General features: G+C 63.2%; 25 protein-coding genes. 13 read left to right on the top strand and 12 right to left on the bottom strand.

Annotated features, from left to right (window positions below):
- Positions 1–117 precede the first annotated feature (117 nt).
- The 3 genes from FNA46_RS00315 to FNA46_RS00305 are packed head-to-tail and all read left to right on the top strand — an operon-like array spanning position 118 to position 1,911.
- The gene (locus FNA46_RS00315; protein ID WP_142880341.1) at positions 118–483 is read left to right on the top strand and encodes a cupredoxin domain-containing protein; all 366 of its coding nucleotides are present in this window, start codon (positions 118–120) and stop codon (positions 481–483) included.
- 4 nt (positions 484–487) lie between these two features.
- A complete protein-coding gene (locus FNA46_RS00310) occupies positions 488–1,333 on the top strand; it encodes an FTR1 family iron permease (RefSeq protein ID WP_142880340.1) in 846 nt (281 codons plus the stop codon).
- A 50-nt stretch (positions 1,334–1,383) separates the two neighbouring features.
- Positions 1,384–1,911 carry an iron transporter gene (locus FNA46_RS00305; RefSeq protein ID WP_142880339.1) on the top strand — a complete coding sequence of 176 codons (528 nt, stop codon included), beginning with the start codon at positions 1,384–1,386 and terminating at the stop codon, positions 1,909–1,911.
- Between the two features lie 54 nt (positions 1,912–1,965).
- Here the strand turns inward: FNA46_RS00305 and FNA46_RS00300 are convergent, their stop codons facing one another.
- The 3 genes from FNA46_RS00300 to FNA46_RS00290 form a co-directional block, all read right to left on the bottom strand.
- Entirely contained in the window at positions 1,966–2,463 is a 498-nt protein-coding gene (locus FNA46_RS00300; protein WP_142880359.1) for a GNAT family N-acetyltransferase, read from the bottom strand.
- A 123-nt stretch (positions 2,464–2,586) separates the two neighbouring features.
- Entirely contained in the window at positions 2,587–4,092 is a 1,506-nt protein-coding gene (gene gatB, locus FNA46_RS00295) for an Asp-tRNA(Asn)/Glu-tRNA(Gln) amidotransferase subunit GatB (RefSeq protein WP_142880338.1), read from the bottom strand.
- A 93-nt stretch (positions 4,093–4,185) separates the two neighbouring features.
- Entirely contained in the window at positions 4,186–4,695 is a 510-nt protein-coding gene (locus FNA46_RS00290; RefSeq protein WP_142880337.1) for a GNAT family N-acetyltransferase, read from the bottom strand.
- Between the two features lie 266 nt (positions 4,696–4,961).
- Between FNA46_RS00290 and FNA46_RS00285 the strand changes: the two genes are divergently transcribed.
- From FNA46_RS00285 to FNA46_RS00275, 3 genes are all read left to right on the top strand, one after another.
- Positions 4,962–5,219 carry a YjhX family toxin gene (locus tag FNA46_RS00285; RefSeq protein WP_142880336.1) on the top strand — a complete coding sequence of 86 codons (258 nt, stop codon included), beginning with the start codon at positions 4,962–4,964 and terminating at the stop codon, positions 5,217–5,219.
- A gap of 70 nt (positions 5,220–5,289) precedes the next feature.
- The gene (locus tag FNA46_RS00280) at positions 5,290–5,598 is read left to right on the top strand and encodes a BrnT family toxin (protein ID WP_142880335.1); all 309 of its coding nucleotides are present in this window, start codon (positions 5,290–5,292) and stop codon (positions 5,596–5,598) included.
- Entirely contained in the window at positions 5,570–5,800 is a 231-nt protein-coding gene (locus FNA46_RS00275; RefSeq protein ID WP_246102731.1) for a BrnA antitoxin family protein, read from the top strand. The genes FNA46_RS00280 and FNA46_RS00275 overlap by 29 nt, the downstream gene beginning before the upstream one ends.
- On the opposite strand, the gene FNA46_RS00270 is transcribed toward FNA46_RS00275, so the two are convergent.
- The 5 genes from FNA46_RS00270 to FNA46_RS00250 all read right to left on the bottom strand — a co-directional run bounded on the left by FNA46_RS00270 (position 5,781) and on the right by FNA46_RS00250 (position 10,996).
- Positions 5,781–6,305, bottom strand: coding sequence for a GNAT family N-acetyltransferase (locus FNA46_RS00270; RefSeq protein ID WP_246102733.1), 525 nt, complete (start codon positions 6,303–6,305; stop codon positions 5,781–5,783). The two genes, FNA46_RS00275 and FNA46_RS00270, sit on opposite strands and share 20 nt — an antisense overlap.
- Complete coding sequence (gene gatA / locus FNA46_RS00265; protein ID WP_142880333.1) at positions 6,296–7,777, bottom strand: Asp-tRNA(Asn)/Glu-tRNA(Gln) amidotransferase subunit GatA; 1,482 nt, start codon at positions 7,775–7,777, stop codon at positions 6,296–6,298. Before gatA ends, FNA46_RS00270 begins: the two co-directional genes overlap by 10 nt.
- Before the next feature lie 54 nt (positions 7,778–7,831).
- Positions 7,832–8,119, bottom strand: a complete 288-nt coding sequence (gene gatC / locus FNA46_RS00260) for an Asp-tRNA(Asn)/Glu-tRNA(Gln) amidotransferase subunit GatC (RefSeq protein ID WP_142880332.1) — start codon at positions 8,117–8,119, stop codon at positions 7,832–7,834.
- Between the two features lie 142 nt (positions 8,120–8,261).
- A complete protein-coding gene (locus FNA46_RS00255) occupies positions 8,262–10,127 on the bottom strand; it encodes a DUF3857 domain-containing protein (RefSeq protein WP_142880331.1) in 1,866 nt (621 codons plus the stop codon).
- Between the two features lie 164 nt (positions 10,128–10,291).
- Positions 10,292–10,996: a metal-dependent hydrolase gene (locus FNA46_RS00250; protein WP_142880330.1), complete on the bottom strand. Its 705-nt coding sequence runs from the start codon at positions 10,994–10,996 to the stop codon at positions 10,292–10,294.
- Positions 10,997–11,192: 196 nt separating this feature from the next.
- Between FNA46_RS00250 and ruvX the strand changes: the two genes are divergently transcribed.
- Positions 11,193–11,681, top strand: a complete 489-nt coding sequence (gene ruvX / locus FNA46_RS00245) for a Holliday junction resolvase RuvX (protein WP_142880329.1) — start codon at positions 11,193–11,195, stop codon at positions 11,679–11,681.
- On the opposite strand, the gene FNA46_RS00240 is transcribed toward ruvX, so the two are convergent.
- The 3 genes from FNA46_RS00240 to FNA46_RS00235 all read right to left on the bottom strand — a co-directional run bounded on the left by FNA46_RS00240 (position 11,624) and on the right by FNA46_RS00235 (position 13,902).
- A complete protein-coding gene (locus FNA46_RS00240; RefSeq protein WP_142880328.1) occupies positions 11,624–11,950 on the bottom strand; it encodes a DUF6105 family protein in 327 nt (108 codons plus the stop codon). The genes ruvX and FNA46_RS00240 overlap by 58 nt on opposite strands.
- Positions 11,947–12,117 carry a hypothetical protein gene (locus FNA46_RS25865; RefSeq protein ID WP_185969673.1) on the bottom strand — a complete coding sequence of 57 codons (171 nt, stop codon included), beginning with the start codon at positions 12,115–12,117 and terminating at the stop codon, positions 11,947–11,949. The genes FNA46_RS00240 and FNA46_RS25865 overlap by 4 nt, the downstream gene beginning before the upstream one ends.
- A 132-nt stretch (positions 12,118–12,249) precedes the next feature.
- A complete protein-coding gene (locus FNA46_RS00235) occupies positions 12,250–13,902 on the bottom strand; it encodes an acyl-CoA dehydrogenase family protein (RefSeq protein ID WP_142880327.1) in 1,653 nt (550 codons plus the stop codon).
- A gap of 123 nt (positions 13,903–14,025) precedes the next feature.
- Between FNA46_RS00235 and FNA46_RS00230 the strand changes: the two genes are divergently transcribed.
- The 4 genes from FNA46_RS00230 to dprA are packed head-to-tail and all read left to right on the top strand — an operon-like array spanning position 14,026 to position 18,058.
- Positions 14,026–14,982, top strand: coding sequence for an aspartate carbamoyltransferase catalytic subunit (locus FNA46_RS00230; RefSeq protein WP_142880326.1), 957 nt, complete (start codon positions 14,026–14,028; stop codon positions 14,980–14,982).
- Positions 14,979–16,271: a dihydroorotase gene (locus tag FNA46_RS00225; protein WP_142880325.1), complete on the top strand. Its 1,293-nt coding sequence runs from the start codon at positions 14,979–14,981 to the stop codon at positions 16,269–16,271. The genes FNA46_RS00230 and FNA46_RS00225 overlap by 4 nt, the downstream gene beginning before the upstream one ends.
- Positions 16,272–16,283: 12 nt before the next feature.
- A complete protein-coding gene (gene plsY, locus FNA46_RS00220; protein WP_142880324.1) occupies positions 16,284–16,901 on the top strand; it encodes a glycerol-3-phosphate 1-O-acyltransferase PlsY in 618 nt (205 codons plus the stop codon).
- Between the two features lie 5 nt (positions 16,902–16,906).
- Positions 16,907–18,058 (top strand): DNA-processing protein DprA, encoded by a 1,152-nt coding sequence (gene dprA / locus FNA46_RS00215; RefSeq protein WP_142880323.1) that lies wholly within the window; start codon positions 16,907–16,909, stop codon positions 18,056–18,058.
- Here the strand turns inward: dprA and FNA46_RS00210 are convergent.
- On the bottom strand, positions 18,011–18,238 hold the full coding sequence (locus FNA46_RS00210; protein ID WP_142880322.1) for a hypothetical protein: 228 nt from the start codon (positions 18,236–18,238) through the stop codon (positions 18,011–18,013). The genes dprA and FNA46_RS00210 overlap by 48 nt on opposite strands.
- A gap of 243 nt (positions 18,239–18,481) precedes the next feature.
- Here FNA46_RS00210 and topA point away from each other — a divergent pair, with 243 nt between their 5' ends.
- Positions 18,482–21,154 (top strand): type I DNA topoisomerase, encoded by a 2,673-nt coding sequence (topA, locus tag FNA46_RS00205; RefSeq protein WP_142880321.1) that lies wholly within the window; start codon positions 18,482–18,484, stop codon positions 21,152–21,154.
- A gap of 65 nt (positions 21,155–21,219) precedes the next feature.
- A complete protein-coding gene (gene rnr, locus FNA46_RS00200) occupies positions 21,220–23,502 on the top strand; it encodes a ribonuclease R (protein ID WP_425468643.1) in 2,283 nt (760 codons plus the stop codon).
- Positions 23,503–23,504 lie beyond the last annotated feature (2 nt).

The following is a 23,504-nucleotide window of genomic DNA, read 5'->3' as shown; positions in this document are numbered from 1 at the left end:
GTAACGTGGCTTTCTCCGCCACATTTTTAACATGATGCGGGCAGTCATATTTCCGCATCGTCATTCCGGCTCCAGCGGCAGCAACCCCGGACGCAGGAGAGATCAGCAGGATAGATCATGCGCAACGGCATCTTTCGAAGCCATAGCCTCCTTCCGGCCCTGTTGGGTGCCGCCGTCGTCGGGCTGCCGCATCTGGCACTCGCCGATGCCATGCAGACCTATCACCTGACGCTGGAGGATCACACCTTCCTTCCCTCGCATCTGGAAGTGCCGGCCAATACGCACTTCCTGATCGAGGTCACCAACAAGGACGGCACGACGGCGGAGTTCGAAAGCTACGACATGAAGTTCGAGAAGATCGTCGTGGGCCAGGGGCATGTCACAGCCCATGCAGGCCCGCTGCCGGCCGGCACCTACAAATTCTTCGACGACTACCATCCCGAAGCCACCGGCACGCTGACTGCCGTCGCTCCAAAGGAATAGGCGGATGCTGGCGAGCCTGCTGATCGTCTTTCGCGAGGTCATGGAAGCCGGTCTGATCATCGGCATCGTTCTGGCCGCGACGCGCGGCATTTCCGGCCGCACCGGCTGGGTGCTGGGCGGCATTGTGGCCGGGCTGGCCGGCGCCATCCTCGTCGCTCTGTTTGCCGGCCGGCTGGAGGAAGCCTTTGCCGGCAATGGCCAGGAAGTGTTCAACGCCGCCATCCTCTGCATCGCCGTGGTCATGCTCGGCTGGCACAATCTGTGGATGGCAAGCCACGGACGGCAGATGGCAGCGGAGATGAAGGCGCTCGGCCAGCAGGTGGCGCGGGGCGATCGATCCATGCTTGCCATGGCCGTGGTGATCGCCATCGCGGTGTTGCGCGAGGGTAGCGAAGTGGTGCTGTTCCTCTATGGCATCGCGATCTCGGCCGAAATCGGCTTCGGTGCGATGCTGGCGGGCGGCCTGCTCGGCATTCTCGGGGGCGCGGCCCTTTCGTTCGTCCTCTATCGCGGTCTGCTTGCCATTCCGCTGCGCTGGCTGTTTTCGGTCACGTCCGGGCTGGTGGCGCTGCTGGCCGCCGGCATGGCGGGTCAGGCCGCCGCGCTTCTGGCGCGCGACGACATTCTGCCTGCCTGGGGCTATGGCCTGTGGGACACCTCGTGGCTGCTTTCCGATGGCAGCCTTGCCGGTCGCGCGGCCACCGCACTCGTCGGCTACAGCGCCCAGCCGCTCGGCATCCAGGTGGCAGCCTGGATCACCACGCTTCTCGTTCTGGTTCTTGGTGCGCGCCTGATCCGCCAGTCGCAAGGGCAGGCCCCGCCGTCCGCGCAGGCGCGCCCGCGGCCCTGAGCCGCGACGCTTTCCGTTTTCTTCTCTCCAGTCCTGAAAGGATGATTGCAATGCGCAAGTTGATGACGCTCGGCCTGCTGGCAGCCACGGCCGGCGCCCTGGCAAGCCTGCCGGCGAATGCCCGCGAATTCCCCATTGGTGGCCCGGTCACGGCTGAACATCTGGAAATCGCCGCAAGCTATCTGGTCGGTATCGAGATGGCCCCGATGATGCAGAACATGGTGATGGGCGACAAGGACGTCGTGCATCTCGAAACCGACGTGCACGCCAAGGAAGACAATCCCTGGGGCTATCCCACAGATGCCTGGATCCCCTATCTCAAGATCAGCTACAAGCTGACCAAGGACGGCACACCCTGGAACTCTTCCGGCACACTGCTGCCGATGACGGCAAAGGACGGTCCGCATTATGCGAAGAATGTGCGGATGAATGGCCCCGGCCATTACAAGGTGGAACTCACCTATGCCTCGCCGGAAGCAAACGGCTTCTACCACCACATCGACACGGAAACCGGCGTGCCGGGCTTCTGGACCAAGCCGATCGTCGAAACCTTCAGCTTCGACTATCCGCAGAAGTGAACGCGTCGCCCGGTGTCGTGCCGACACGGCGCGGCACCGGGAATGAGTGCACGCTCAGAGCAGCGGCTTTTCCATGATGACCGCCTCGATGCCACTGCCTTCAGCACCGCAATGCTTGGTGCGGTCGACTTCGACAAAGCCGAGCCGACTGTAGAAGGAGATCGCCCGCACATTGCGTGGCTCGACCTCGAGGCGCATGATTTCCGCATCCGGGAAGCAGGTTTCGAGTTCCGCGAAGATATCGCGACCAATGCCCTGCCCCTGGAAGGCCGGGCGCACGTAGAGCTGGCGCAGCAGCGCCGTCTTCGTCATCGTATCGGACATGACCGCATAGCCCATGCCGCCCAACTGGCGGCCGTCGTCGGCCACTAAAAACTCGCCATCCCGCTTGCCGATGCTGGCGCGGATGGTGGCCGGGCGATGCCACGCAGCGATCAGTTCGTTGACCTTCGCCTCGCCATAGAAGGCATCATAGGTGGCGTGCCAGGTTTCCACGAGGATCTCGCGGATCGCTTCGACATCCTTTTCGCTGGCGCTACGAACAAAAAACACCACGGGGTCCTCCGGGACAGGACTTGCATAGACATACGGGACAGGTGAGCGCAAAGGGGGCCGCGACGCCCCCTCGACAGACACGGATTCGATAGCAGGCCCGGCTCTAGGCCGGGCAGCGCCTCATTCGTCTTCGATGCCGAGCTTCGCCTTCACCAGCGCCTGCACGGCCTGCGGATTGGCCTTGCCACCCGTCGCCTTCATCACCTGACCGACGAACCAGCCGGCCAGCGTCGGCTTGGCCTTCACCTTGGCCACCTGATCGGGGTTTGCGGCAATGATGTCGTCCACGGCCTTCTCGATGGCGCCGGTATCGGTCACCTGCTTCATGCCGCGGCTCTCGACGATCTCCGCCGGGTCGCCGCCTTCGTTGAAGACGATCTCGAACACGTCCTTGGCGATCTTGCCGGAAATCGTCTCGGCCTTGATGAGGTCGATGATGCCGCCGAGCTGGGCCGGCGAAACCGGAGTCTCTTCAATGCCTTTGCCGGCTTTGTTCAAGGCGCCCAGCAGGTCGTTGATAACCCAGTTCGCCGCGGTCTTTCCGTCGCGGCCTGCAGCCACGGCCTCGAAATAATCGGCAATCGCCTTTTCCGAGACGAGCACCGAGGCGTCATAGACGGACAGGCCGAGTTCAGCCACGAAGCGGGCCTTCTTGTCGTCCGGCAGTTCCGGCAGATCCGCCTTCAGCTCCGCCACGAAGGCATCGTCGAATTCCAGCGGCAACAGGTCCGGATCGGGGAAGTAGCGATAGTCATGCGCATCTTCCTTGGAGCGCATGGAACGCGTCTCGCCCTTGTTCGGGTCGAACAGGCGGGTCTCCTGGTCGATCGTGCCGCCCTCTTCCAGAATGGCGATCTGGCGACGCGCCTCATATTCGATCGCTTGGCCGATGAAGCGGATCGAGTTGACGTTCTTGATCTCGCAGCGGGTTCCGAAGGCTTCACCGGGGCGGCGCACGGACACATTGACGTCGGCGCGCATGGAGCCTTCGTCCATGTTGCCGTCGCAGGTGCCGAGATAGCGTACGATGGAGCGCAGCTTCGTCATATACGCCTTGGCCTCGTCGGACGAACGCATGTCGGGCTTGGAGACGATTTCCATCAGGGCGACGCCGGAGCGGTTCAGGTCGACATAGGACATGGTCGGGTGCTGGTCATGCATCAGCTTGCCGGCATCCTGTTCCAGATGCAGGCGCTCGATGCCGATCTCGATATCCTCGAACTGGCCCTGCCGGTCCGGACCGAGCGAGATGACGATCTTGCCTTCGCCGACGATCGGATCCTTGAACTGCGAGATCTGGTAGCCCTGCGGCAGGTCCGGATAGAAATAGTTCTTGCGGTCGAAGATCGAGCGGTTGTTGATCTGCGCCTTGAGGCCAAGACCGGTGCGCACCGCCTGCTTCACACATTCCTCGTTGATCACGGGAAGCATGCCGGGCATGGCCGCATCCACCAGCGATACGTTGGAATTCTGCGCCTTTCCGAACTCGGTCGATGCACCGGAAAACAGCTTGGACTTCGAGAGCACCTGGGCGTGCACTTCCATGCCGATGATCACTTCCCAGTCGCCGGTGGCGCCGGGAATGAGGCGTTTCGGATCAGGCGTACGGACGTCGACAATGGTCATGGAAAAAGCTCTTCATGCAGTCTGTTCGGTTGTTCGTCAGGTAGAGCAAATGGGGCGGTGGCGCAAGCTTTGCGACCACTGCGCCGCCACAGCTTACACGTCATAGCCGAACGGCGCCTCGTCTTCCTCGACAAGCTGCTTGGAGAGCCCCACCGACTGCACATCCTGGTCGAGCTTCGGAGAATAGACGACCGACAGCCAGTTGACACCATAGCCCTTGCCCTCGAAAAAGCGCAGTGCCTCGACATTGCGGGCATGGGTTTCCAGCCGCGCAACCGGATGGCCATGCGCCGCGATCTGCTCCTCGATTTCCCGCAGAAGTGCCGTGCCAAGCCCCCGCCGCTTGAAGGCGGGATCGATCCAGAAATCGCTGATCAGTTCATCAAGCCCCTCGCGCGCCGCCCAGCCGGCCACAGTGCCTGCCTCCTCCACCACGGTGATTGTAAGCCAGGCGCCGTAGGTGAAGCCACGAAAGGCCGCCTGTGCGTTCTCGCGCAATTCGGGGCTGACGCCGATTTCACCCATCGCGTCCTCCCAGGCGCGCAGGCCAATTTCGCTCAGCAGTTCGGCTTCATCTTCTCGGGCATTGCGGATGGTCGGCATGGTCGGCCCTGTATGTCGAGGCCCAGTAGAACACCCACGCCTTGTCTTGCCAAGCCAAACCTTCGGCTAACAGATTGATCCCATGCCGCTTTTCCGCTAGTTTTAGCAGCATATGGAGTTTTGATGTCGAATTTGTCCGAGTCCCGTTAAGGGGCAGCCTGCGAATAGACCTTTGCAGGTTGCCCGAACAAAACCGAGCCCCGGCGCATGCCCGTGCGTCCGGAACCGTTTTGTGCGTCCCGACGGGACCTTTCGGACCTCATATCATGGATATTTCCCGCGCCGAACAGCGCATCCTCCACCTGCTCGCTCAGGGCGGACGAATCGAACTCATCCGCAATGACCAGCGCAAGATCGACAAGGTGAACCTCTTCACCCGCGAAGGCTGGCTGTTTGCCGGCCTCGACCTGACAACCTTCCGCAAGCTCAAACAGAAGCGCGCCATCGCCTCACAGGGCGGCAAGCCCTACCGCATCACCGAACGCGGTCTGGTTCTGGTGCGCGCGGAGCAGGACAACCGATAACGACTCGGCCGGCGCCGGATGATCCGGCGCCGGCCTTACTTGCAACGCCATTTGTAGCTACATTTGAGACATGGCGTTTGGCTGGGACGACGCGAAGAACCGCGCCAATCTGGAGACGAACGGTCTCTCCTTCGAAGAGGCGAGCCTTATCTTCGACGGTCCCGTGTTGAGTGCCCGGGACGACCGCTTTGCCTATCGCAAAGAACGATGGATCACCGTCGGCGCAATCGCAGATATCGTGGTCATCGTCGTCGTTCACACGGATCGCAAAGGCGTGACCCGACTAATTTCGGCGCGTCTCGCCAACAGGAAAGAAAGGCAACGCTACTATGAGCATCTCGCCAAACCGCGTGCGGACTCTGGCAGAGCGGAGCGATGACACCATCGACTACAGCGACATTCCGCAGCTTGACGATCGCTTTTTCGAAGCCGCCGAACTCGTTCAGCTGATGGGCAAGGCGCAGGTCACGATGCGCATCGATTCCGATGTGCTGGACTGGTTTCGTGCCCAGGGAAAGGGATATCAGACCCGGATGAATGCCGTGCTGAAGGCCTACATGATCACACAGTCGAAGCGCTGACATCCGGCTCGGGCGTCAGCCCCATCGCCAGATGCACCTTCTCGTGTTCCACGCCGAGACTTCTGGAATATTCCAGCCCGCGCCAGACAATGGAAAAGCCGCAGCGCTGATAAAGCCGGATCGCGCCGGCATTGTTGCCATGCGTGTGGATGCGCGCCCGCGCGAGCCCTTCCTCACGCATGACTGCAAGCAGATGCAAGATCAAGGCCTTGCCGACGCCGCGCCCCTGAAAGGCCGGATCGACCCAGAGGTCGGAAATATAGTCGGGCTCCGTCTCCCGCGCCGTCCAGCCGGCAACGCGGCCCTCGATGTCTGCGACGGCGATCCTGTCTCCGGCCTCATCGAGAAAACGGTCATAGGCATGCCGGATCATCTCCAGACGGTCGAGCGGCAGGCCGCTCTCGCGAAACGCATCGCTCGATTGCCAGGCCGCAAAACCGACGGCAGTGACCGCCCGATGATCGGCGGCCGCCATGGGGCGTATGGTGAACCCGCTTACCACCAGGCCTTCGGCGAAAACGTGCCGGCGGCCTTTTCCATCACATGGGCGGTCTTGAACAGCGTCTCTTCCTCGAACGGCTTGCCGATCAGTTGCAGGCCGAGCGGCAATCCCTTGCGGTCGAGACCAGCCGGCACGGAAATCCCCGGCAGACCCGCCATGTTGAGCGTGATGGTAAAGACGTCCTGCAGGTACATCTTGACCGGATCGGCCGCCAGTTCCTTGTCGCCGATGGCAAAGGCAGACGACGGCGTGATCGGCGCCAGGATCGCATCGACGCCGGCGTGGAAGGCATCCTCGAAATCGCGCTTGATCAGCGTGCGCACCTTCTGCGCCTTGAGGTAATAGGCGTCGTAATAGCCGGCAGAGAGCACATAGGTGCCGATCATGATACGGCGCTGCACTTCCTTGCCGAAGCCGGCCGCGCGGGTCTTTTCGTACATATCGGCGATATCGCGGCCCTCGACGCGCAGGCCATACCGCACGCCGTCATAGCGGGCGAGGTTCGACGAGGCCTCGGCGGGCGCCACGATGTAATAGGCCGGCAGAGCATATTTCGTGTGCGGCAGAGAGATCTCCACCACTTCCGCACCGGCGTCCTTCAGCCACTCGACGCCCTGCGCCCAGAGGGTTTCGATCTCTTCCGACATGCCGTCAAGGCGATATTCCTTCGGAATACCGATCTTCATGCCCTTCAGCGACTGTCCCAGCGCTGCCTCGTAATCCGGCACCGGCAGGTCGACGGAAGTCGTGTCTCTCTTGTCCACACCGGCCATCGACTTCAGCAGGATCGCCGCATCGCGCACATCGCGGGCGATCGGGCCGGCCTGATCGAGCGAGGAGGCATAGGCGACGATACCGAAACGCGAGCAGCGGCCATAGGTGGGCTTGATGCCGACGGTCCCGGTAAAGGCGGCTGGCTGGCGGATCGAGCCGCCGGTATCGGTGGCGGTGGCACCGGCGCACAGATGCGCGGCAACGGCCGCCGCCGAGCCGCCGGACGAGCCGCCGGGCACGAGCTTCTCGTCGGAGCCTTCCGCCTTCCACGGGTTGACCGCCGGGCCGTAATAGGAGCTCTCGTTGGAGGAGCCCATGGCAAACTCGTCCATGTTGAGCTTGCCCAGCATCACGGCGCCTTCGGCCCAGAGCTTGTCCGTGACCGTCGATTCGTAGTTCGGCTTGAAGCCGTCGAGAATGTGGCTGCAGGCCTGCGTGTGCACGCCCTCGGTGGCAAACAAGTCCTTCACGCCGAGCGGAATGCCTTCCAGCGCACCGCCCTTGCCCTCGGCAAGACGGGCATCGGAGGCCTTGGCCATGGCAAGCGCCTTTTCAGGCGTGACGGCCACATAGGCGTTCAGGGCACCGTTGGCGGCCTCGATGGCCTTGAGATAGCTTTCGGTCAGGTCGAGCGCGGAAATCTCGCGGGACTTCAGTTTGTCACGGGCGGCGGCAATGGTGAGGCTTGTCAGGTCGGTCATGATCATCTCGTTCGGGTGCAGCGGAAACAGGTCGGAGCGGCAGCGGAAGCCCGCTTACTCGACGACCTTCGGCACGAGGAAGAAATTCTGGTCGGTCGCCGGGGCATTGGCCACCACAGCGGCGGCCTTGTCGCCATCGGTCACGGCATCCGCACGACGGCGCATGGTGATCGGCGTGACCGAGGTCATAGGCTCGACACCGGAGACGTTCACTTCCGACAGTTGTTCGACAAAGCCGAGGATGCCGTTCAGTTCACCCATCATCCGCCCGGCCTCCTCATCGGTAACGGCAATACGGGACAGGCGCGCGACGCGCTTCACGGTGGCAAGGTCGACGGACATGATCTCTCTCCGGCTTTGGGATTTCCCTCCCGCTATAATGGCCGCGTCCCGGCTTCGCAACGGGTTTGGCAGGCACATGGCGCCTTATCGGAACGACGCCGCTCCCTGCAACGCCGCCCATGCTGGCCGCAGCATGCGACCTTTACGTCTTATTCGTCCTGGCAATGCTGACGATGGCGCCCTGATCGGCCACGATGGCGCGGAAGATCGCCTCCACCGCACCATAGCCTGCGGCCGGAACTACCCACTGCTTCAGCACCAGCGTCCGGGTGATGGTGAGGCTGCCGCCGGCATTTTCGTAATGCGCGTCATAGCTTCCGGTTTCATTCGTGACATGCACGTCGGCCGGCACCGTCGTGAAGTTTTGGCCTGCCGGCGCTGTCAGCGTCAGGCGCCAGTTCAGCGTCTTCGGACCGAAAAAGGCGCCAAAACGCCTCGGCTTGCTGCTGCCAAGATAGCTCTGCGGCGAGGGATTGGGCGAGAAATCCGGCATGGCGGGCAGAACGAAACCGGCAGGCTTCACCGCCTGCGGCGCGCGCCAGGTCATTGAAAAACTGAAGGGAGTTTCGAGATCATCCGGCTTCGTCACCTGAAGATTGCCAGTCGCCGGCTGGGGCAGATGGGCGGCCGCGTTCCTCATCACAGTAATCTGCTGCTTGTCCGTCGACAGCTCGCGACGCAGGTAAACACCGAGCATGGGCGTCATCGACACGCGCGCCGTGCCAGACAGTGACCCGTCCTCGGCAATGGCAATCGTCCCGGTGGTGGAGAACTGTGCGTCCTGCGGCTTCAACGACGGTATTCGTCGCATCACCGGTGTTGCCGTCGCATGCAGGGCCGGCTTGCCAACCAGGCCATAATCCAGCACGCCGAAGGGCGTGAACGTGTCGGTCGGGTTGGCGTAGAGATCGAACTCCGGCAGGTAGATGATCATGTGGTTGAAGGCACCGGTTTCCGGCGCCGGCCAGTCCAGCTGGGCTTCCGACCACTTGACGATTACCGGTTCGGACGCAATGCCCTTCGCCTTCAGCAGCGCCTGCAGCAGAACCACCTGATCCTTGCAGTCGCCGTATCCGGCTGCCAGCACGGCGGATGCCGGATGCGGGATATAGCCGGCCTCGTCGCTGAGATCGACAGCGAGATAGCGGATATGGCCTCCGACCCAGTTGTAAAGCGCACGCGCGGCCGCGAGTCCGGTCTGGCTGCCCGCCACCTGATCCGCCAGCGCCTGGATTTCCGGCGTCACCGCATCCTTGCCATCGGCGAGGGCGTGATAACGCCGGCCGAGATCCGCATAGTCCTTGAGCGTCGACAGCGTGAACAGCGGCACGATGTCGTCGAGCGGCGGCATGTGCACCTCCTGGTCTTCCGGCGAGACATTGCGCAGATGCGCCTCCGCCTCGATGAAGCGGCGGTCCTCCAGGCTCTCGTCGCGAACCACCGTAAAGCCGTTGCGCGCGCCGATTGACAGCGGCTTGTCCTTCGACACGTGCACAGCCACGTAAAAATCGCCGGTGCGGACCGGCGACAGATAGAAGCTGGTGTTGAAGCCGGTGGCCTCAAAAGCCCGGACCGTCTTTCGCTCTACCCGCAGATGCACCTTGGCACCAACGGTGATCTGCGGCAGCACGATGGTCGCCGTCATCGTCGAGACAAAACCCGGTGCCGAACTGGCAGCGTGGCTGGGGCGCACCATCACGCTCTCTGGCGCCACGTTCAGGCGCACGCCATCCGTCGTGTCGACCCATCCCTGCAAAAGCTTGAAGGTCTGATGCTCGGGATCAAAGACATAGGACACCTGCCCGGCACCGGCGATGTCCCCGGTGCGCTGTATGGTCCGGTCAAGGGTTTCAGTGAAGGTACCGGTGTCGTCGTCGTTGACCTCCACCTCGTCGTGAAAAACGATCTCGGCATCGGAGGCAAACGGATCAAGAGGAGACTCCGCCGCGACGGCGGCATGCGTCGATACGATCACGCTCAGCAAGATAAGGGAGGCATAGCGGCGCACATCAACAATCCTTCGACCATCTGGAGGTCCCGTGGATTGATGGCAGTCAACCGTACTTTTTTGTGGCGGGGAACCGGCGAAGATTGCCTAGATCCGAAGCTGCCGGCATCGCCCGCGCGGCAGGGCTGCGGCTCGCGAGCGAGCCGCAGCCGTAAGGCGAACGATCAGAAGCTGAGCACCGTTCCGACCTTGGGCGTCTCGACCCGCGTCTTCAGGCCGTCCATTCCCTTCACGAAGGTCTCGGGGGTCTGGTCGATGATCGGGAAGGTGCCATAGTGGCAGGGGATGGCATGCTTGAAATCGAAGAAGCGCTGGCAGGCCAAGGCCGCCACGGCACCGCCCATGGTGAAGCGGTCGCCGATCGGCACCAGCCCGATATCCGGCTGGTGCAATTCGTTGATCAGGCCCATATCGGTAAAAATGTCGGTATCGCCCATATGCAGCAGCGAGGGCTCATCATCGAAATGCAGCATCAGGCCGTTGGCACTGCCGAGCGAATGGGACACACCGTCCTCGGTGATCTGCGCGGAGGAATGCAGCGCCTGGGTGAAGGTGGCGGTAAAGCCGCCGAGGTTTACCGTGCCGCCGGTATTGCCCATCTCGATCTTCTTGACGCCCTTGGCAGCCAGCCAGGCGGCAAGATCGGCATTGGCAAGCACCACGGCGCCGGTCTCGTTGGCCAGCGCGACGGTGTCGCCCACATGATCGCCATGGCCGTGGGTCAGGAGAATATGGGTGATGCCTTCGGCCACCGCCTTGCGATCCTGATCCGCAAAAGACGGATTGTAGCTCAGGAAGGGGTCGATCAGGATTTTGGCGCCGGCAGTTTCAATCCGGAAGGCCGCGTGGCCAAGCCAGGTGATCTTCATGGAAAATCTCCTTGTTTCCTCGATAAATTGATGTGATGGCTCGGCTGGACCGAGCGGTGACGGTTTGCTCTGACATTGCGGCTCTACGCCGAACCGCTGGCTGCGGATCTCAGCCTGCTGCATGGGTTAGCATATCGGCGGCAGGCCGATACATCGAAGTTATCGTGAAGACGAAGAGTGGCAAGAGGAAGCGTGCATGGCATCGTTGACGATCGAGGAACTGGCGGCCACGCTTCAACCGGGCCAGGCCATTGCGGGCCTCGACCTCGGCACCAAGACGATCGGCATTGCGATGTCGGATCTCGGTCGTCGCTTCGCCTCGCCACGCCCGGTGCTCAAGCGGGTAAAATTCACCCAGGATGCCGAACAGTTGCTGGCCTTTGCCGACAGAGAAAAGGTCGCGGCCTTCGTCATCGGGCTGCCGATGAATATGGATGGTTCCGCCGGCCCCCGTGTTCAGGCCACGCGCGCCTTTGTGCGCAGCATGGGGGAAAAGACGCAGATCCCTTTCGTCTTCTGGGATGAGCGGCTGTCGACGGTGGCCGCCGAACGGGCATTGCTGGAAATGGACGTATCGCGGGCCAAGCGCAAGGAGCGCATCGATTCGGCCGCCGCGAGCTTCATCCTTCAGGGCGCGCTGGACAGGCTCTCGTCGCTGGCTGCCAGCCGCGGCACAGAGGCCTGACGCGCCCGCCACCAGCCGGCAATGGCGCGCCGCTTGCGAAACAGCACGATGGAAAGAACGATCAGGCTGTCGAAGGCGATCGCGCGTGCCACCATCGGCGGCAGGTCCTGCGGCGGAATGCCGAGGATATTGCCGTAGATCTGGAACACCAGATCATGCGTCTTGCGCGTCAGCATGAAGAAGCCGAAGCTCATGTCGTAGTAGGATAGGCCGTACCACAGACCGAGCAGCGCCACGGGACCGGCCCACAGAATCAGAAACCATTTCATGCGGGCGCTCCTTGCGGCAGCCGGCGGTCGAGGAGCAGAAGCAGCCATCGCAGCAACGCCATGCCGGACAGCACCAGCGCCGGCACGGCAATGTTCAGCGCCAGCACCGAAAAGAACGCAAGTGCCGCGACGAGCAACGCAAAACTATTGGGGCTATATCCCGACACCGGCGCCTCATGCGTGGTTAAGAAATCGTTAACGCACATTAGGGGTCACGACCGCACGCGCAACGAAAACCCCGCGATATGGTTAATCGCGGGGTGAAAAGGCCGGGATAACAGGGCTTGGCGATGTCTGGCTCAGGTCGCTGCCGGATAGAGCAGATCGACGATATAGGAGGCATCGAAGCGCGAATCGAGCATGCCATAGGTGGTGCGCCATCCGCCGGCGAGACGCGTCTCGAGGAAGGCATCGGCAATCTTGCCGGCCCCAAGCCGGAACAGTTCGGCGGCACCGGCCGCCAGCGCAAGCTGCTCGACCAGCAGGCGCGACGCGCCCTCGTCGCGTTCCGCCAGTGCCATGGCGGCGCGCAGCACGTCGGTGGTCTTGCGTCCGCTCGGCCCGAGATCCCGCTCGATGCCGCCCAGCACCAGATCGAACAGATCGCGGCCGCGATCCATCACGCGCAGCACGTCGAGCGCCATCACGTTGCCGGAGCCTTCCCAGATCGCATTGACCGGCGCTTCGCGATAATGGCGCGCCAGCGGCCGTTCCTCGACATAGCCATTGCCGCCCAGGCATTCCATCGCCTCGTAGATCAAAGAGGGCGCGATCTTGCAGACCCAGTATTTGATGACCGGCGTCATGACGCGGGCATAGGCCGCATCGGTCGGGTTGCTGCCCGCCTTGTCGAAGGCTTCCGCCAGGCGGTAGGCGAGCGCGGTGGCGGCCGCGACATCGAGCGCCATGTCGGCCAGCACGCGCGTCATCAGCGGCTGGTCGATGAGGTTCTTGCCGAACACGCTGCGGCCGCGGCAATGATGCACGGCCTCCGCCAGCGAGGCGCGCATGATGCCGGCAGAGGCCAGCGCGCAGTCAAGCCTGGTCAGCGTCACCATGTCGAGAATGGTGCGGATGCCGCCGCCCGCTTCGCCAAGCAGGTAACCGAAGGCATCGGTGAACTCCACCTCGGCGGAGGCATTGGAGCGGTTGCCGAGCTTGTCCTTGAGCCGCTGGAACTGCAGACCGTTGGCGGTGCCATCCTCCAGCAGGCGCGGGACGAGGAAGCAGCCGATCCCCTCATTGGTGCGCGCCAGCATGACGAAGGCATCGCTCATCGGCGCCGACATGAACCATTTGTGGCCGGACAGCCGATAGACCCCCTCGCCCACCCGTTCGGCAGTGGAGCGGTTGGCCCGCACATCCGTGCCGCCCTGCTTCTCCGTCATGCCCATGCCGATGGTGATCGCACTCTTCTGCATCGCCGGACGGTTAGACGAATCATATTTGCGCGACAGAACGCGCGGCGCCCATTCCTTGTGAACGCGCGGTGATGCCATCATCGCCGCCACCGAGGCGCTGGTCATAGTCAGCGGGCAGAGATGCCCGCACTCCAGCTGGGCACTGAGATAGAAGCGGGCGGCGCGCGCCCGGTGCTGGGCGTTGCGCGATTCGGCAGCATTTTCCCAGATCGAGGAATTGAGGCCGGTCGACATGGAGCGGCGCATCAGCGCATGCCAGGCGGGATGGTATTCCACCAGATCCTGCCGCTCGCCGCGCGGGCCATGCGTCTTCAGCTTCGGCGGATTTTCGTTCGCCATCCGCGCCAGTTCCTGCGCCTCCGGCGAGGTGACGTAACGGCCGAGCGCGTCGAATTCCTCGCGCACAGCTCGGTGCAGCCCCGCCGTCAGATCCACCATCAGCGGATCGGTGCGGTAGGCGTTGATACCGGACCAGAGGCTTGGCTGGTTCAGCTCGGTAAGGGTGTCTTCGGTCCGGGTCATCTGATTCATAGGGTGCTTCTAAACGAATTCTCGGGAAATTGCATGCGCAACGGATCGTCTGGTCCTCTGCTCCGCTTGCCCCTCCCGCGCTCAGTCTCTATAGACCGCGGAAAACCAGCGGAGGACAATTTCGTGGTCTTCTTTCCCCACCGCCATCTCCTCGGAATCAAGGGCCTGACCGAGCAGGACATAACCTTCCTTCTCGACAAGGCAGACGAGGCGGTCAAGATCAGCCGGCAAAGAGAAAAGAAAACCTCGACGCTGCGCGGACTGACCCAGATCAATCTCTTTTTCGAAGCCTCGACCCGAACGCAATCCTCTTTCGAACTCGCGGGCAAGCGTCTTGGCGCCGATGTGATGAACATGTCGGTCGGAAACTCTTCGGTCAAGAAGGGCGAGACGCTGATCGACACCGCCATGACGCTGAATGCCATGCGGCCGGACGTTCTGGTGGTGCGCCACTCATCGGCCGGTGCGGCAGCGCTTCTCGCGCAAAAGGTCGGCTGCTCGGTCGTCAATGCCGGCGATGGCCAGCACGAGCATCCCACACAGGCGCTCCTCGATGCGCTGACGATCCGCCGCGCCAAGGGCAAGCTGGCGCGCATCATCGTCGCGATCTGCGGTGACGTGCTGCATTCGCGCGTCGCCCGCTCCAACATCCTGCTTCTGAACGCCATGGGTGCCAGGGTGCGTGTTGTCGCGCCCTCCACGCTTCTGCCGTCGGGTATCGCCCAGATGGGCGTGGAAGTCTTCCACTCGATGGAAGAGGGTCTGAAGGACGCCGATGTGGTGATGATGCTGCGCCTGCAGCGCGAGCGCATGGCCGGCTCCTTCGTGCCCTCTGTGCGCGAATACTTCCACTTCTACGGCCTCGACGCCGAAAAGCTGAAGGCGGCCAAAGAGGATGCGCTCGTCATGCATCCCGGTCCGATGAACCGCGGCGTGGAAATCGCCTCGGAAGTGGCCGACGGCCCGCAGAGCGTGATCGAAAGCCAGGTGGAAATGGGGGTTGCCGTGCGTATGGCGGTGATGGAAGCCCTGCTCGTCTCGCAGAACCAGGGACCGAGAAGCGAAGGAATGGGAGCATGAGGAAGCCGCTTGTCCTGACCGATGTCCGCATCATCGACCCGTCCCGCCGTCTTGATGAAACCGGCACGATCATCGTCGGCGCCGATGGCATGATCCTCGCGGCCGGCGCGGCGGCCCGCAACCAGGGTGTGCCTGAGGGTGCAGAGGTGAGGGATTGCCGCGGCCTTGTGGCCACCCCCGGCCTCGTCGATGCGCATGTCTTCATCGGCGAACCGGGCGCGGAACACCGCGAGACCATCGAATCGGCCAGCCGCGCCGCGGCCGCCGGCGGCGTCACCAGCGTTATCATGATGCCGGACACCGATCCTGTATTGGACGACATCGCACTGATCGAATTCGTCAAGAAGACGGCGCGCGACAAGGCCCTGGTCAACGTCCATCCGGCAGCGGCGCTGACGCGGGGCCTGAAGGGCGAGGAAATGACCGAGATCGGCATGCTGAAGGCGGCCGGTGCGGTGGCCTTCACGCAAGGCCGCCACACGCTTGCCGACACGCAGGTGCTGCGCCGCGCCATGACCTATGCCCGCGAATTCGGTGCGGTCGTATCGCTGGAAGCCCGCGATCCCTACCTTGCCGTCAACGGCGTGATGAACGAGGGCCTGTTTGCCAGCTGGCTCGGCCTCTCCGGCGCGCCGCGCGAGGCGGAACTGATCCCGCTTGAGCGCGACCTGCGCATCGCAGGCCTGACCGGCGCGCGCTACCATGCGGCAAAAATTTCCGTGCCGGAATCGGCGGAGGCGATCCGCACGGCGCGCGCCCGCGGCGCGAAGGCCACAGCGGCGATCTCGATCAATCACCTGTCGCTCAACGAGAACGACATCGGCGAATACCGTACCTTCTTCAAGCTGTCGCCCCCCCTCAGAACCGAAGACGACCGCCAGGCCATGGTCGATGCGCTGGCCGATGGCACGATCGATATCATCGTCTCCTCGCATGACCCGCAGGATGTCGATACCAAGCGCCTGCCCTTCGCCGATGCGGCCGATGGGGCGATCGGGCTCGAGACCATGCTGTCGGCGGCCCTTCGCCTCCACCATGCCGACCGCGTGCCGCTGATGCGCCTGATCGATGCCCTCTCGACCCGCCCGGCCCAAATCTTCGGCCTGGACGCCGGCACGTTGAAGCCCGGCGCACGCGCCGATATCGCGCTGATCGATCTCGACGAGCCCTGGCTGGTGTCGAAGGAGAAGATCGTCTCGCGCTCGAAGAACACCCCCTTTGACGAGGCCCGTTTCAGCGGCCGCGCCGTTGCGACCTATGTCGGCGGCCGTCTCGTCCATTCGCTCTGAGGAGAATTGCGCATGACCGACCTCTTCACCTGGGAGATCTCGCTCTCGACAGCACTGTTGGCGCTCGCCCTCGGCTACCTGCTCGGCTCGATTCCCTTCGGCCTGCTGCTGACCAAGGCAGCCGGCCTCGGCGATATCCGCTCGATCGGCTCCGGCAATATCGGCGCCACCAACGTGCTGCGCACCGGCAACAAGAAACTCGCCGCCGCAACCCTGCTGCTCGATGCCTTCAAGGCCACCGCCGGCGCCCTGCTGGCCGGCGCGCTGTGGGGGCCGGAAGCGGCGATCCTCGGCGGCTTTGCGGCCTTCATCGGCCACCTCTTTCCTGTCTGGCTCGGTTTCAAGGGTGGCAAGGGTGTGGCAACCTATATCGGCACGCTGCTCGGCGTGGCGCCGGCCATGGTGCTGGTCTTTGCCTTCGTCTGGCTGACAGTCGCCAAGCTCAGCCGCTACTCGTCGCTGTCCGCTCTGGTTGCAACGCTTGTCATTCCGGTTGCATTGTGGATAGTAGGCGAACAGAAGATCGCCCTCGTCATGGCGGTGATGACCGTGATCTCCTACTGGAAGCACAAGGCAAACATCGAGCGGCTGATCAACGGTACCGAAAGCAGGATCGGCCAGAAGGGCTAATAGGCATGGCATCCGACGGCGCAAGACGACCTGGAATTGCGCTGACGGACAAACAGAGGATCGCCTGGCTGCGGCTGATCCGCAGCGACAATGTCGGCCCCTCGACCTTTCGCGATCTCATAAACCATTTCGGCTCGGCAGAGGCCGCCCTGCAGGCCCTGCCGGAGCTTTCGCGCCGCGGCGGCGCATCCCGCAGCATCCGCATCGCCTCCGTGGACGAGGCCGAGCGGGAACTGGAGCGCGCTCGTCGCTTCGGCGCCCGCCTCGTCGGGATCGGCGAGCCGGACTATCCGCCGGCCCTTCGCCAGATCGATGGCGCCCCGCCGCTCCTCGCCATGAAGGGCGATGCTTCCGTGGCAGCCTCACCCTCCGTCGGCATCGTCGGCTCGCGCAATGCCTCGATCAGCGGCGCCAAATTTGCGGCGATGCTGGCCCGCGATTGCGGCCGCGCTGGCTATAGCATCACCTCGGGCCTTGCGCGCGGCATCGATACCGCCGCCCACCGGGCAAGCCTGGAAACCGGGACGATCGCCGTGCTGGCGGGCGGGCTCGACCAGCCCTATCCGCCAGAGAACGTGCCGCTGCTGGACGAGATCACCGGTGGTCATGGCCTGTCAGTCAGCGAAATGCCGTTTGGCTGGGAACCGCGAGCCCGCGACTTTCCCCGCCGCAACCGGCTGATTGCCGGCATCTCGCTTGGCGTGGTCGTGGTGGAGGCAGCGGCACGCTCCGGTTCACTGATCACAGCCCGCCTCGCCGGTGATTTCGGCCGACTGGTCTTTGCCGTACCCGGCTCCCCGCTCGATCCGCGCTGCGAGGGCACCAACGGGTTGCTGAAGCAGGGCGCGACCGTAACGACCAGCGCCGGCGACGTGCTGGAAGCGCTGGCGCCGCTCAGCCAGCTCGAACTCCTGGCGAACCGGGTGATCGACGAACCCGGCGCCGAACGATCGACAGACCAGATGATGCCGCCCGACGACAGCGACCGGCAGCGCATCGCCGGCGCGCTGGGGCCGACGCCCGTCGAAATCGACGACATCATACGCCACACCGGGCTGCCTGCCTCCACGGTCTACCTGGTGCTGCTAGAGCTCGATCTGGCCGGCCGCCTACACCGGCATGTCGGGGGACTTGTCTCCCTGTCGATGGTCGATTGAGCGGCGCCGACGACCGGACTGCAGGTCGTTGGCTTCCACATAGGCCATCTCGATCAGATAGCAGAGCATCTCCGCTCCCTGCCGATCGGCCACAACCCGCAACTCGGCCAGCATCTGGCAGATGTAGGCGATGGTTTCGTCACTGTCATTCCGTCCTGTTCTGCCGCGACTGTTAGTCATTGTTCCACTCACGATGCGCCAAAAATTCTCTCTATGCGTGCAATATATGCGACATGCTCGCAAATCTACACACACCATTAAAAATTGCAACCAATCATTAATCTTCCTTTGGTTGCAATCATCGGTCGAGAAAATGCGGCCACCCTCTTGACCGCAGGCAAAAGGCCCTCCATGTCGGGAGGTCAGTTTCCCGGCACGGGTTTCCCGGCGAACACCCACCATACGCCGTTTCAGAGAACAGAGATGAATGTTGTAGTTGTAGAATCTCCTGCCAAGGCCAAGACGATCAACAAATATCTTGGCTCCGGCTACAAGGTTCTCGCTTCCTTTGGCCACGTGCGCGACCTGCCGGCCAAGGACGGCTCGGTGCTGCCCGACCAGGACTTCGAAATGTCCTGGGAGGTCGACAGCGCCTCGGCCAAGCGCATGAAAGACATTGCCGATGCCGTCAAGGGCTCGGACGGCCTCTTTCTCGCAACCGACCCGGATCGCGAGGGGGAAGCCATTTCCTGGCACGTGCTGGATCTTTTGAAGAAGAAGCGGGTGATCGGCGACAAGCCGGTGAAGCGCGTGGTCTTCAATGCGATCACCAAGAAGGCGGTGCTGGATGCCATGGCCAACCCGCGCGACATCGATATCGCGCTGGTCGACGCCTATCTTGCCCGTCGCGCGCTGGATTATCTCGTCGGCTTCAACCTGTCACCTGTGCTGTGGCGCAAGCTGCCGGGCGCCCGCTCGGCCGGCCGCGTGCAGTCCGTCGCGCTCCGCCTGGTCTGCGATCGCGAGAGCGAAATCGAACGCTTCGTTCCGGAAGAATACTGGAACATCTCGGCGCTCCTCAAGACGCCGCGTGGCGACCAGTTCGAAGCAAAGCTGGTCTCGGCCGACGGAAAGCGCCTGCCGCCGCGCGGGGTCAAGAACGGCGAGGATGCCGGCCGCCTGAAGGCGCTTCTCGAAGGTGCCGCCTATACGGTCGAGTCCGTCGAGGCAAAGCCCGTCAAGCGCAATCCGGGCCCGCCCTTTACAACCTCGACCCTGCAGCAGGCCGCCTCTTCCAATCTCGGCTTTTCGGCATCGCGCACCATGCAGGTGGCGCAGAAGCTCTATGAAGGTGTCGATATCGGCGGCGAAACCGTCGGTCTCATCACCTATATGCGTACCGATGGCGTGCAGATGGCACCGGAAGCAATCGACGCAGCCCGCCGTGCCATCGGTGACCAGTTCGGCGAACGCTACCTGCCGGAAAAGGCACGCTTCTATTCCACCAAGGCCAAGAACGCCCAGGAAGCCCACGAAGCCATCCGCCCGACCGATTTCAGTCGTTCGCCGGACAAGGTGCGCCGTTTCCTCGACAGCGATCAGCTGCGCCTCTATGAACTGGTCTGGAAGCGCGGCATTGCCAGCCAGATGGCCTCCGCCGAGATGGAACGGACGACGGTGGAGATCGCCGCCGCCCATGGTTCGGATCGCGCAGGCCTGCGCGCCGTCGGTTCCGTGATCCGCTTCGACGGCTTCCTGGCAGCCTACATGGACCACCGCGAGGAGGGCGAAGGCGGAGAGGACGACGAGGACGGCCGCCTGCCGGAAATCAATGCGCGCGAAAAGCTGGACAAGGACAAGGTGAATGCGAGCCAGCATTTCACCGAGCCGCCGCCGCGCTATTCCGAAGCCTCTCTCATCAAGAAGATGGAAGAACTCGGCATCGGCCGCCCCTCCACCTATGCCGCGACGCTGAAGACGCTGAGCGACCGCGAATACATCGTCGTCGAGAAGCGCAAGCTGATCCCGCATTCGAAGGGACGCCTTGTCACGGCCTTCCTCGAGAACTTCTTCACGAAGTATGTGGAATATGATTTCACGGCCGATCTCGAGGAGAAGCTCGACCGCATTTCAGCCGGCGAACTCAACTGGAAGCAGGTTCTGCGCGATTTCTGGCAGGATTTCTTCGCCCAGATCGAAGACACCAAGGAACTGCGCGTCACCAACGTGCTGGATGCGCTGAACGAGGCGCTCGCGCCACTCGTTTTCCCCAAGCGGGAGGATGGCAGCGATCCACGCATCTGTCAGGTGTGCGGCACCGGCAACCTGTCGCTGAAGCTCGGCAAATACGGCGCATTTGTCGGCTGTTCCAACTATCCGGAATGCAACTACACGCGTCAGCTGTCGTCCGACGGTGCGGAAGCGGAAGCCGCAACGCTCAACGAACCGAAGGCGCTCGGCAGCGATCCGATGACCGGCGAGGAACTGACGCTGCGCTCCGGCCGCTTCGGCCCCTATATCCAGCGCGGGGATGGCAAGGAGTCCAAGCGCGCCTCGCTGCCGCGCGGCTGGAAGCCCGAGGATATCGACCACGAGAAGGCGCTGGCGCTGATCAACCTGCCGCGCGATGTGGGCCAGCATCCGGAGACGGCCAAGATGATTTCCGCCGGCATCGGCCGCTACGGACCCTTCCTGCTGCATGACGGCACCTATGCCAATCTGGAAAGTGTCGAGGACGTGTTCTCGATCGGCCTCAACCGTGCCGTCACCGTTCTCGCGGAAAAGCAGAGCAAGGGTGGCGGGCGCGCCCGCACGGGCACCGCAGCGCTCAAGGAGCTCGGCAACCATCCGGATGGCGGCGCCATCACCGTGCGGGAAGGTCGCTATGGCCCTTACGTCAACTGGGGCAAGGTGAATGCCACCCTGCCGAAAGGCAAGGATCCGCAGAGCGTGACGGTGGAGGAGGCGCTTGCGCTTCTCACCGAAAGAGCCGGCAAGACGCCTGCCGCCAAGGGCAAGGCGGCCAAGGCCGCCCCGAAGACCAAGGCAGCCGCCTCCGATGAGGAGACGGCAAAGCCGAAGAAAAAGGCCCCCGCCAAGGCAAAGGCCCCGGTCAAGCCGAAGGCCGCGACCAAGACGAAGAAGACGGACACGTGAGCAAGACACCGCGCGAAGCCAAGCCCTCTCAACCCTTGAGCCGCAAGGCTGCCCTTCGCGCGGAACTGGCCGCATCCGGTGACAGGTCGATCATCGTGCAGGGCGTGGTTCCCCCGCGCGAGGTACTGCTGGAATTCATTGCCGACAATCCCGACCGCGCCACCAAGCGGGAAATCGCCAAGGCCTTCGGCCTGAAGGGCGACACACGCGTGGAGTTGAAGGATGTTCTGCGCGACCTTGAAGACGAGGGCCTTCTGCAGAAGAGCCGCAAGGCGCTGACGCGGCCGGGTGCGCTACCGCCGATGACGGTGCTCGACATCACCAGCCGCGGCAAGGACGGCGAACTCATCGCACGGCCGGCCGAATGGCTGGACGACCAGGGCGTGGCGCCGGCGGTGCTGATCCGCCAGTCCTCCGACAACCGCAGCAAGGCGAAAACGCCCACCGCAGGCCTTGGCGACCGGGTGCTTGCCAAGATCTTCCCCAACAAGGATCGCAAAGGCCCGGCCTATACGGCGCGTGTCGTGAAAATCATCGACAAGCACCGCAATGCTGCGCTTGGCGTCATCCGCATGATGCCGGAAGGCGGTGCACGCCTGTTGCCGATCGACCGGCGCGGCGAGGAAATGCAGATCGCGCTCAGCGATCTCGGCGAGGCAAAGGATGGCGATCTGATCGAGGCCGATGTGCTGCGCGGCAACCGTTTTGGCCTCACGCGGGCGAAGGTTCTGACGGTAGTCGGCTCGGTTGCCTCGGAAAAGGCGATCTCGATGATCGCCATCTATTCGCATGGCATCCCGCATATCTTCCCGAAACCGGTGATGGACGAGGCGGAAGAAGCGCGCCCCGCCAGTATGGCGAAACGCGAGGACTGGCGCCACGTGCCGCTCGTGACCATCGATCCCGCAGACGCCAAGGACCATGACGACGCGGTCTATGCCGAACCGGACCCCTCCCCGGACAATCCGGACGGCGTGATCGTCACGGTCGCCATTGCCGATGTGTCCTGGTATGTGCGCACCGGCGCGCCGCTCGACCGAGAGGCGCTGAAGCGCGGCAATTCCGTCTATTTCCCCGACCGCGTCGTTCCCATGTTGCCGGAACGGATCTCCAACAATCTCTGCTCGCTGCGCGAAGGCGAGGACCGGCCGGCGCTTGCCGTGCGCATGGTGTTTTCCAAGGACGGCCGCAAGGCGAGCCACACCTTCCACCGCATCATGATGAAGAGCGCGGCAAAACTCTCCTACCAGCAGGCGCAGGCTGCGATCGACGGCAAGCCGGACGACAAGACCGGCCCGCTGCTGGAGCCGATCCTGAAGCCGCTGTGGCACGCCTATGCGGTGATGAAGCGCGGTCGCGACCGTCGCCAGCCGCTCGAACTCGACATGCCCGAGCGCAAGATTCTGCTGAAGTCCGACGGCACGGTCGACAAGGTCATCATTCCTGAACGCCTCGATGCCCACAAGCTGATCGAGGAAATGATGATCCAGGCCAATGTCTGCGCGGCAGAAACGCTGGAAAAGAAGCGCCAGCCGCTGATCTACCGCGTCCATGATGCGCCCTCGCTCGCCAAGCAGGAGGTGCTGCGGGAGTTCCTGGCGACACTCGGCATCTCCATGGCCAAGGGCGGCCAGATGCGTGCCAATTCCTTCAACGGGATTCTGGCGCGCGCCGAGGACACGCCGCACCAGGTGATGGTCAACGAAATGGTGCTGCGCAGCCAGAGCCAGGCCGTCTACAGCCCGGAAAACATCGGCCATTTCGGCCTCAACCTGATGAAATACGCGCATTTCACCTCGCCGATCCGCCGCTATGCCGACCTCATCGTGCATCGCGCGCTGGTAGGCTCGCTCGGCCTTGGCGAAGGCGGCATCACGCCGGAGGAAGAGGCACAACTCGACGACATCGCGGCGGAAATCTCCACCTTCGAACGTCGCGCGATGGCGGCCGAGCGTGATACGATCAACCGCCTGATCGCCCATCATCTGGCTGAACGGGTGGGCCAGGAATTCGAGGGGCGCGTTTCCGGCGTCACCAAGGCGGGACTTTTTGTCACGCTTCCAACCTATGGCGCCGACGGTTTCGTGCCCATATCTACCATTGGTAATGATTACTTCCACTATGACGAAAGCCGGCAGGCGCTGATCGGCGACAAGACCGGCCTCGGTTATCAGCTTGGTGACGCAGTGGATGTTAGACTGGCAGAAGCTATCCCTCTTGCCGGCGCTCTCCGTTTCGAGATGCTGAGCGAGGGCCAGAAGATGGGCGCGGCGACCCGTTCCTTCCACAAGTCGGGACGGCGTGCAGCGCGCAAACCCGGAACCCGCCCGCCACGGCGCGGCCGCTAGGA

The sequence above is a fragment of the Affinirhizobium straminoryzae genome (assembly GCF_007004135.1).
Lineage (GTDB): Bacteria > Pseudomonadota > Alphaproteobacteria > Rhizobiales > Rhizobiaceae > Neorhizobium > Neorhizobium straminoryzae.
Note: the sequence above shows the minus strand (reverse complement) of the source record. Positions and strands in the feature narration are given on the sequence as shown.

Excerpts from the sequence above, each read along its gene's own strand:
- FNA46_RS00285 (WP_142880336.1), top strand. The coding sequence starts at position 4,962 with ATGGATATTTCCCGCGCCGAACAGCGCATCCTCCACCTGCTCGCTCAG.
- FNA46_RS00250 (WP_142880330.1), bottom strand. The coding sequence starts at position 10,996 with ATGAAGATCACCTGGCTTGGCCACGCGGCCTTCCGGATTGAAACTGCC.
- dprA (WP_142880323.1), top strand. The coding sequence starts at position 16,907 with ATGGCATCCGACGGCGCAAGACGACCTGGAATTGCGCTGACGGACAAA.
- gatA (WP_142880333.1), bottom strand. The coding sequence starts at position 7,777 with ATGACCGACCTGACAAGCCTCACCATTGCCGCCGCCCGTGACAAACTG.
- gatB (WP_142880338.1), bottom strand. The coding sequence starts at position 4,092 with ATGACCATTGTCGACGTCCGTACGCCTGATCCGAAACGCCTCATTCCC.
- plsY (WP_142880324.1), top strand. The coding sequence starts at position 16,284 with ATGACCGACCTCTTCACCTGGGAGATCTCGCTCTCGACAGCACTGTTG.
- FNA46_RS00315 (WP_142880341.1), top strand. The coding sequence starts at position 118 with ATGCGCAACGGCATCTTTCGAAGCCATAGCCTCCTTCCGGCCCTGTTG.
- FNA46_RS00240 (WP_142880328.1), bottom strand. The coding sequence starts at position 11,950 with ATGAAATGGTTTCTGATTCTGTGGGCCGGTCCCGTGGCGCTGCTCGGT.
- FNA46_RS00235 (WP_142880327.1), bottom strand. The coding sequence starts at position 13,902 with ATGAATCAGATGACCCGGACCGAAGACACCCTTACCGAGCTGAACCAG.
- FNA46_RS00225 (WP_142880325.1), top strand. The coding sequence starts at position 14,979 with ATGAGGAAGCCGCTTGTCCTGACCGATGTCCGCATCATCGACCCGTCC.
- topA (WP_142880321.1), top strand. The coding sequence starts at position 18,482 with ATGAATGTTGTAGTTGTAGAATCTCCTGCCAAGGCCAAGACGATCAAC.
- FNA46_RS00280 (WP_142880335.1), top strand. The coding sequence starts at position 5,290 with ATGGCGTTTGGCTGGGACGACGCGAAGAACCGCGCCAATCTGGAGACG.
- FNA46_RS00310 (WP_142880340.1), top strand. The coding sequence starts at position 488 with ATGCTGGCGAGCCTGCTGATCGTCTTTCGCGAGGTCATGGAAGCCGGT.
- FNA46_RS00305 (WP_142880339.1), top strand. The coding sequence starts at position 1,384 with ATGCGCAAGTTGATGACGCTCGGCCTGCTGGCAGCCACGGCCGGCGCC.
- gatC (WP_142880332.1), bottom strand. The coding sequence starts at position 8,119 with ATGTCCGTCGACCTTGCCACCGTGAAGCGCGTCGCGCGCCTGTCCCGT.
- FNA46_RS00210 (WP_142880322.1), bottom strand. The coding sequence starts at position 18,238 with ATGACTAACAGTCGCGGCAGAACAGGACGGAATGACAGTGACGAAACC.
- FNA46_RS00290 (WP_142880337.1), bottom strand. The coding sequence starts at position 4,695 with ATGCCGACCATCCGCAATGCCCGAGAAGATGAAGCCGAACTGCTGAGC.
- ruvX (WP_142880329.1), top strand. The coding sequence starts at position 11,193 with ATGGCATCGTTGACGATCGAGGAACTGGCGGCCACGCTTCAACCGGGC.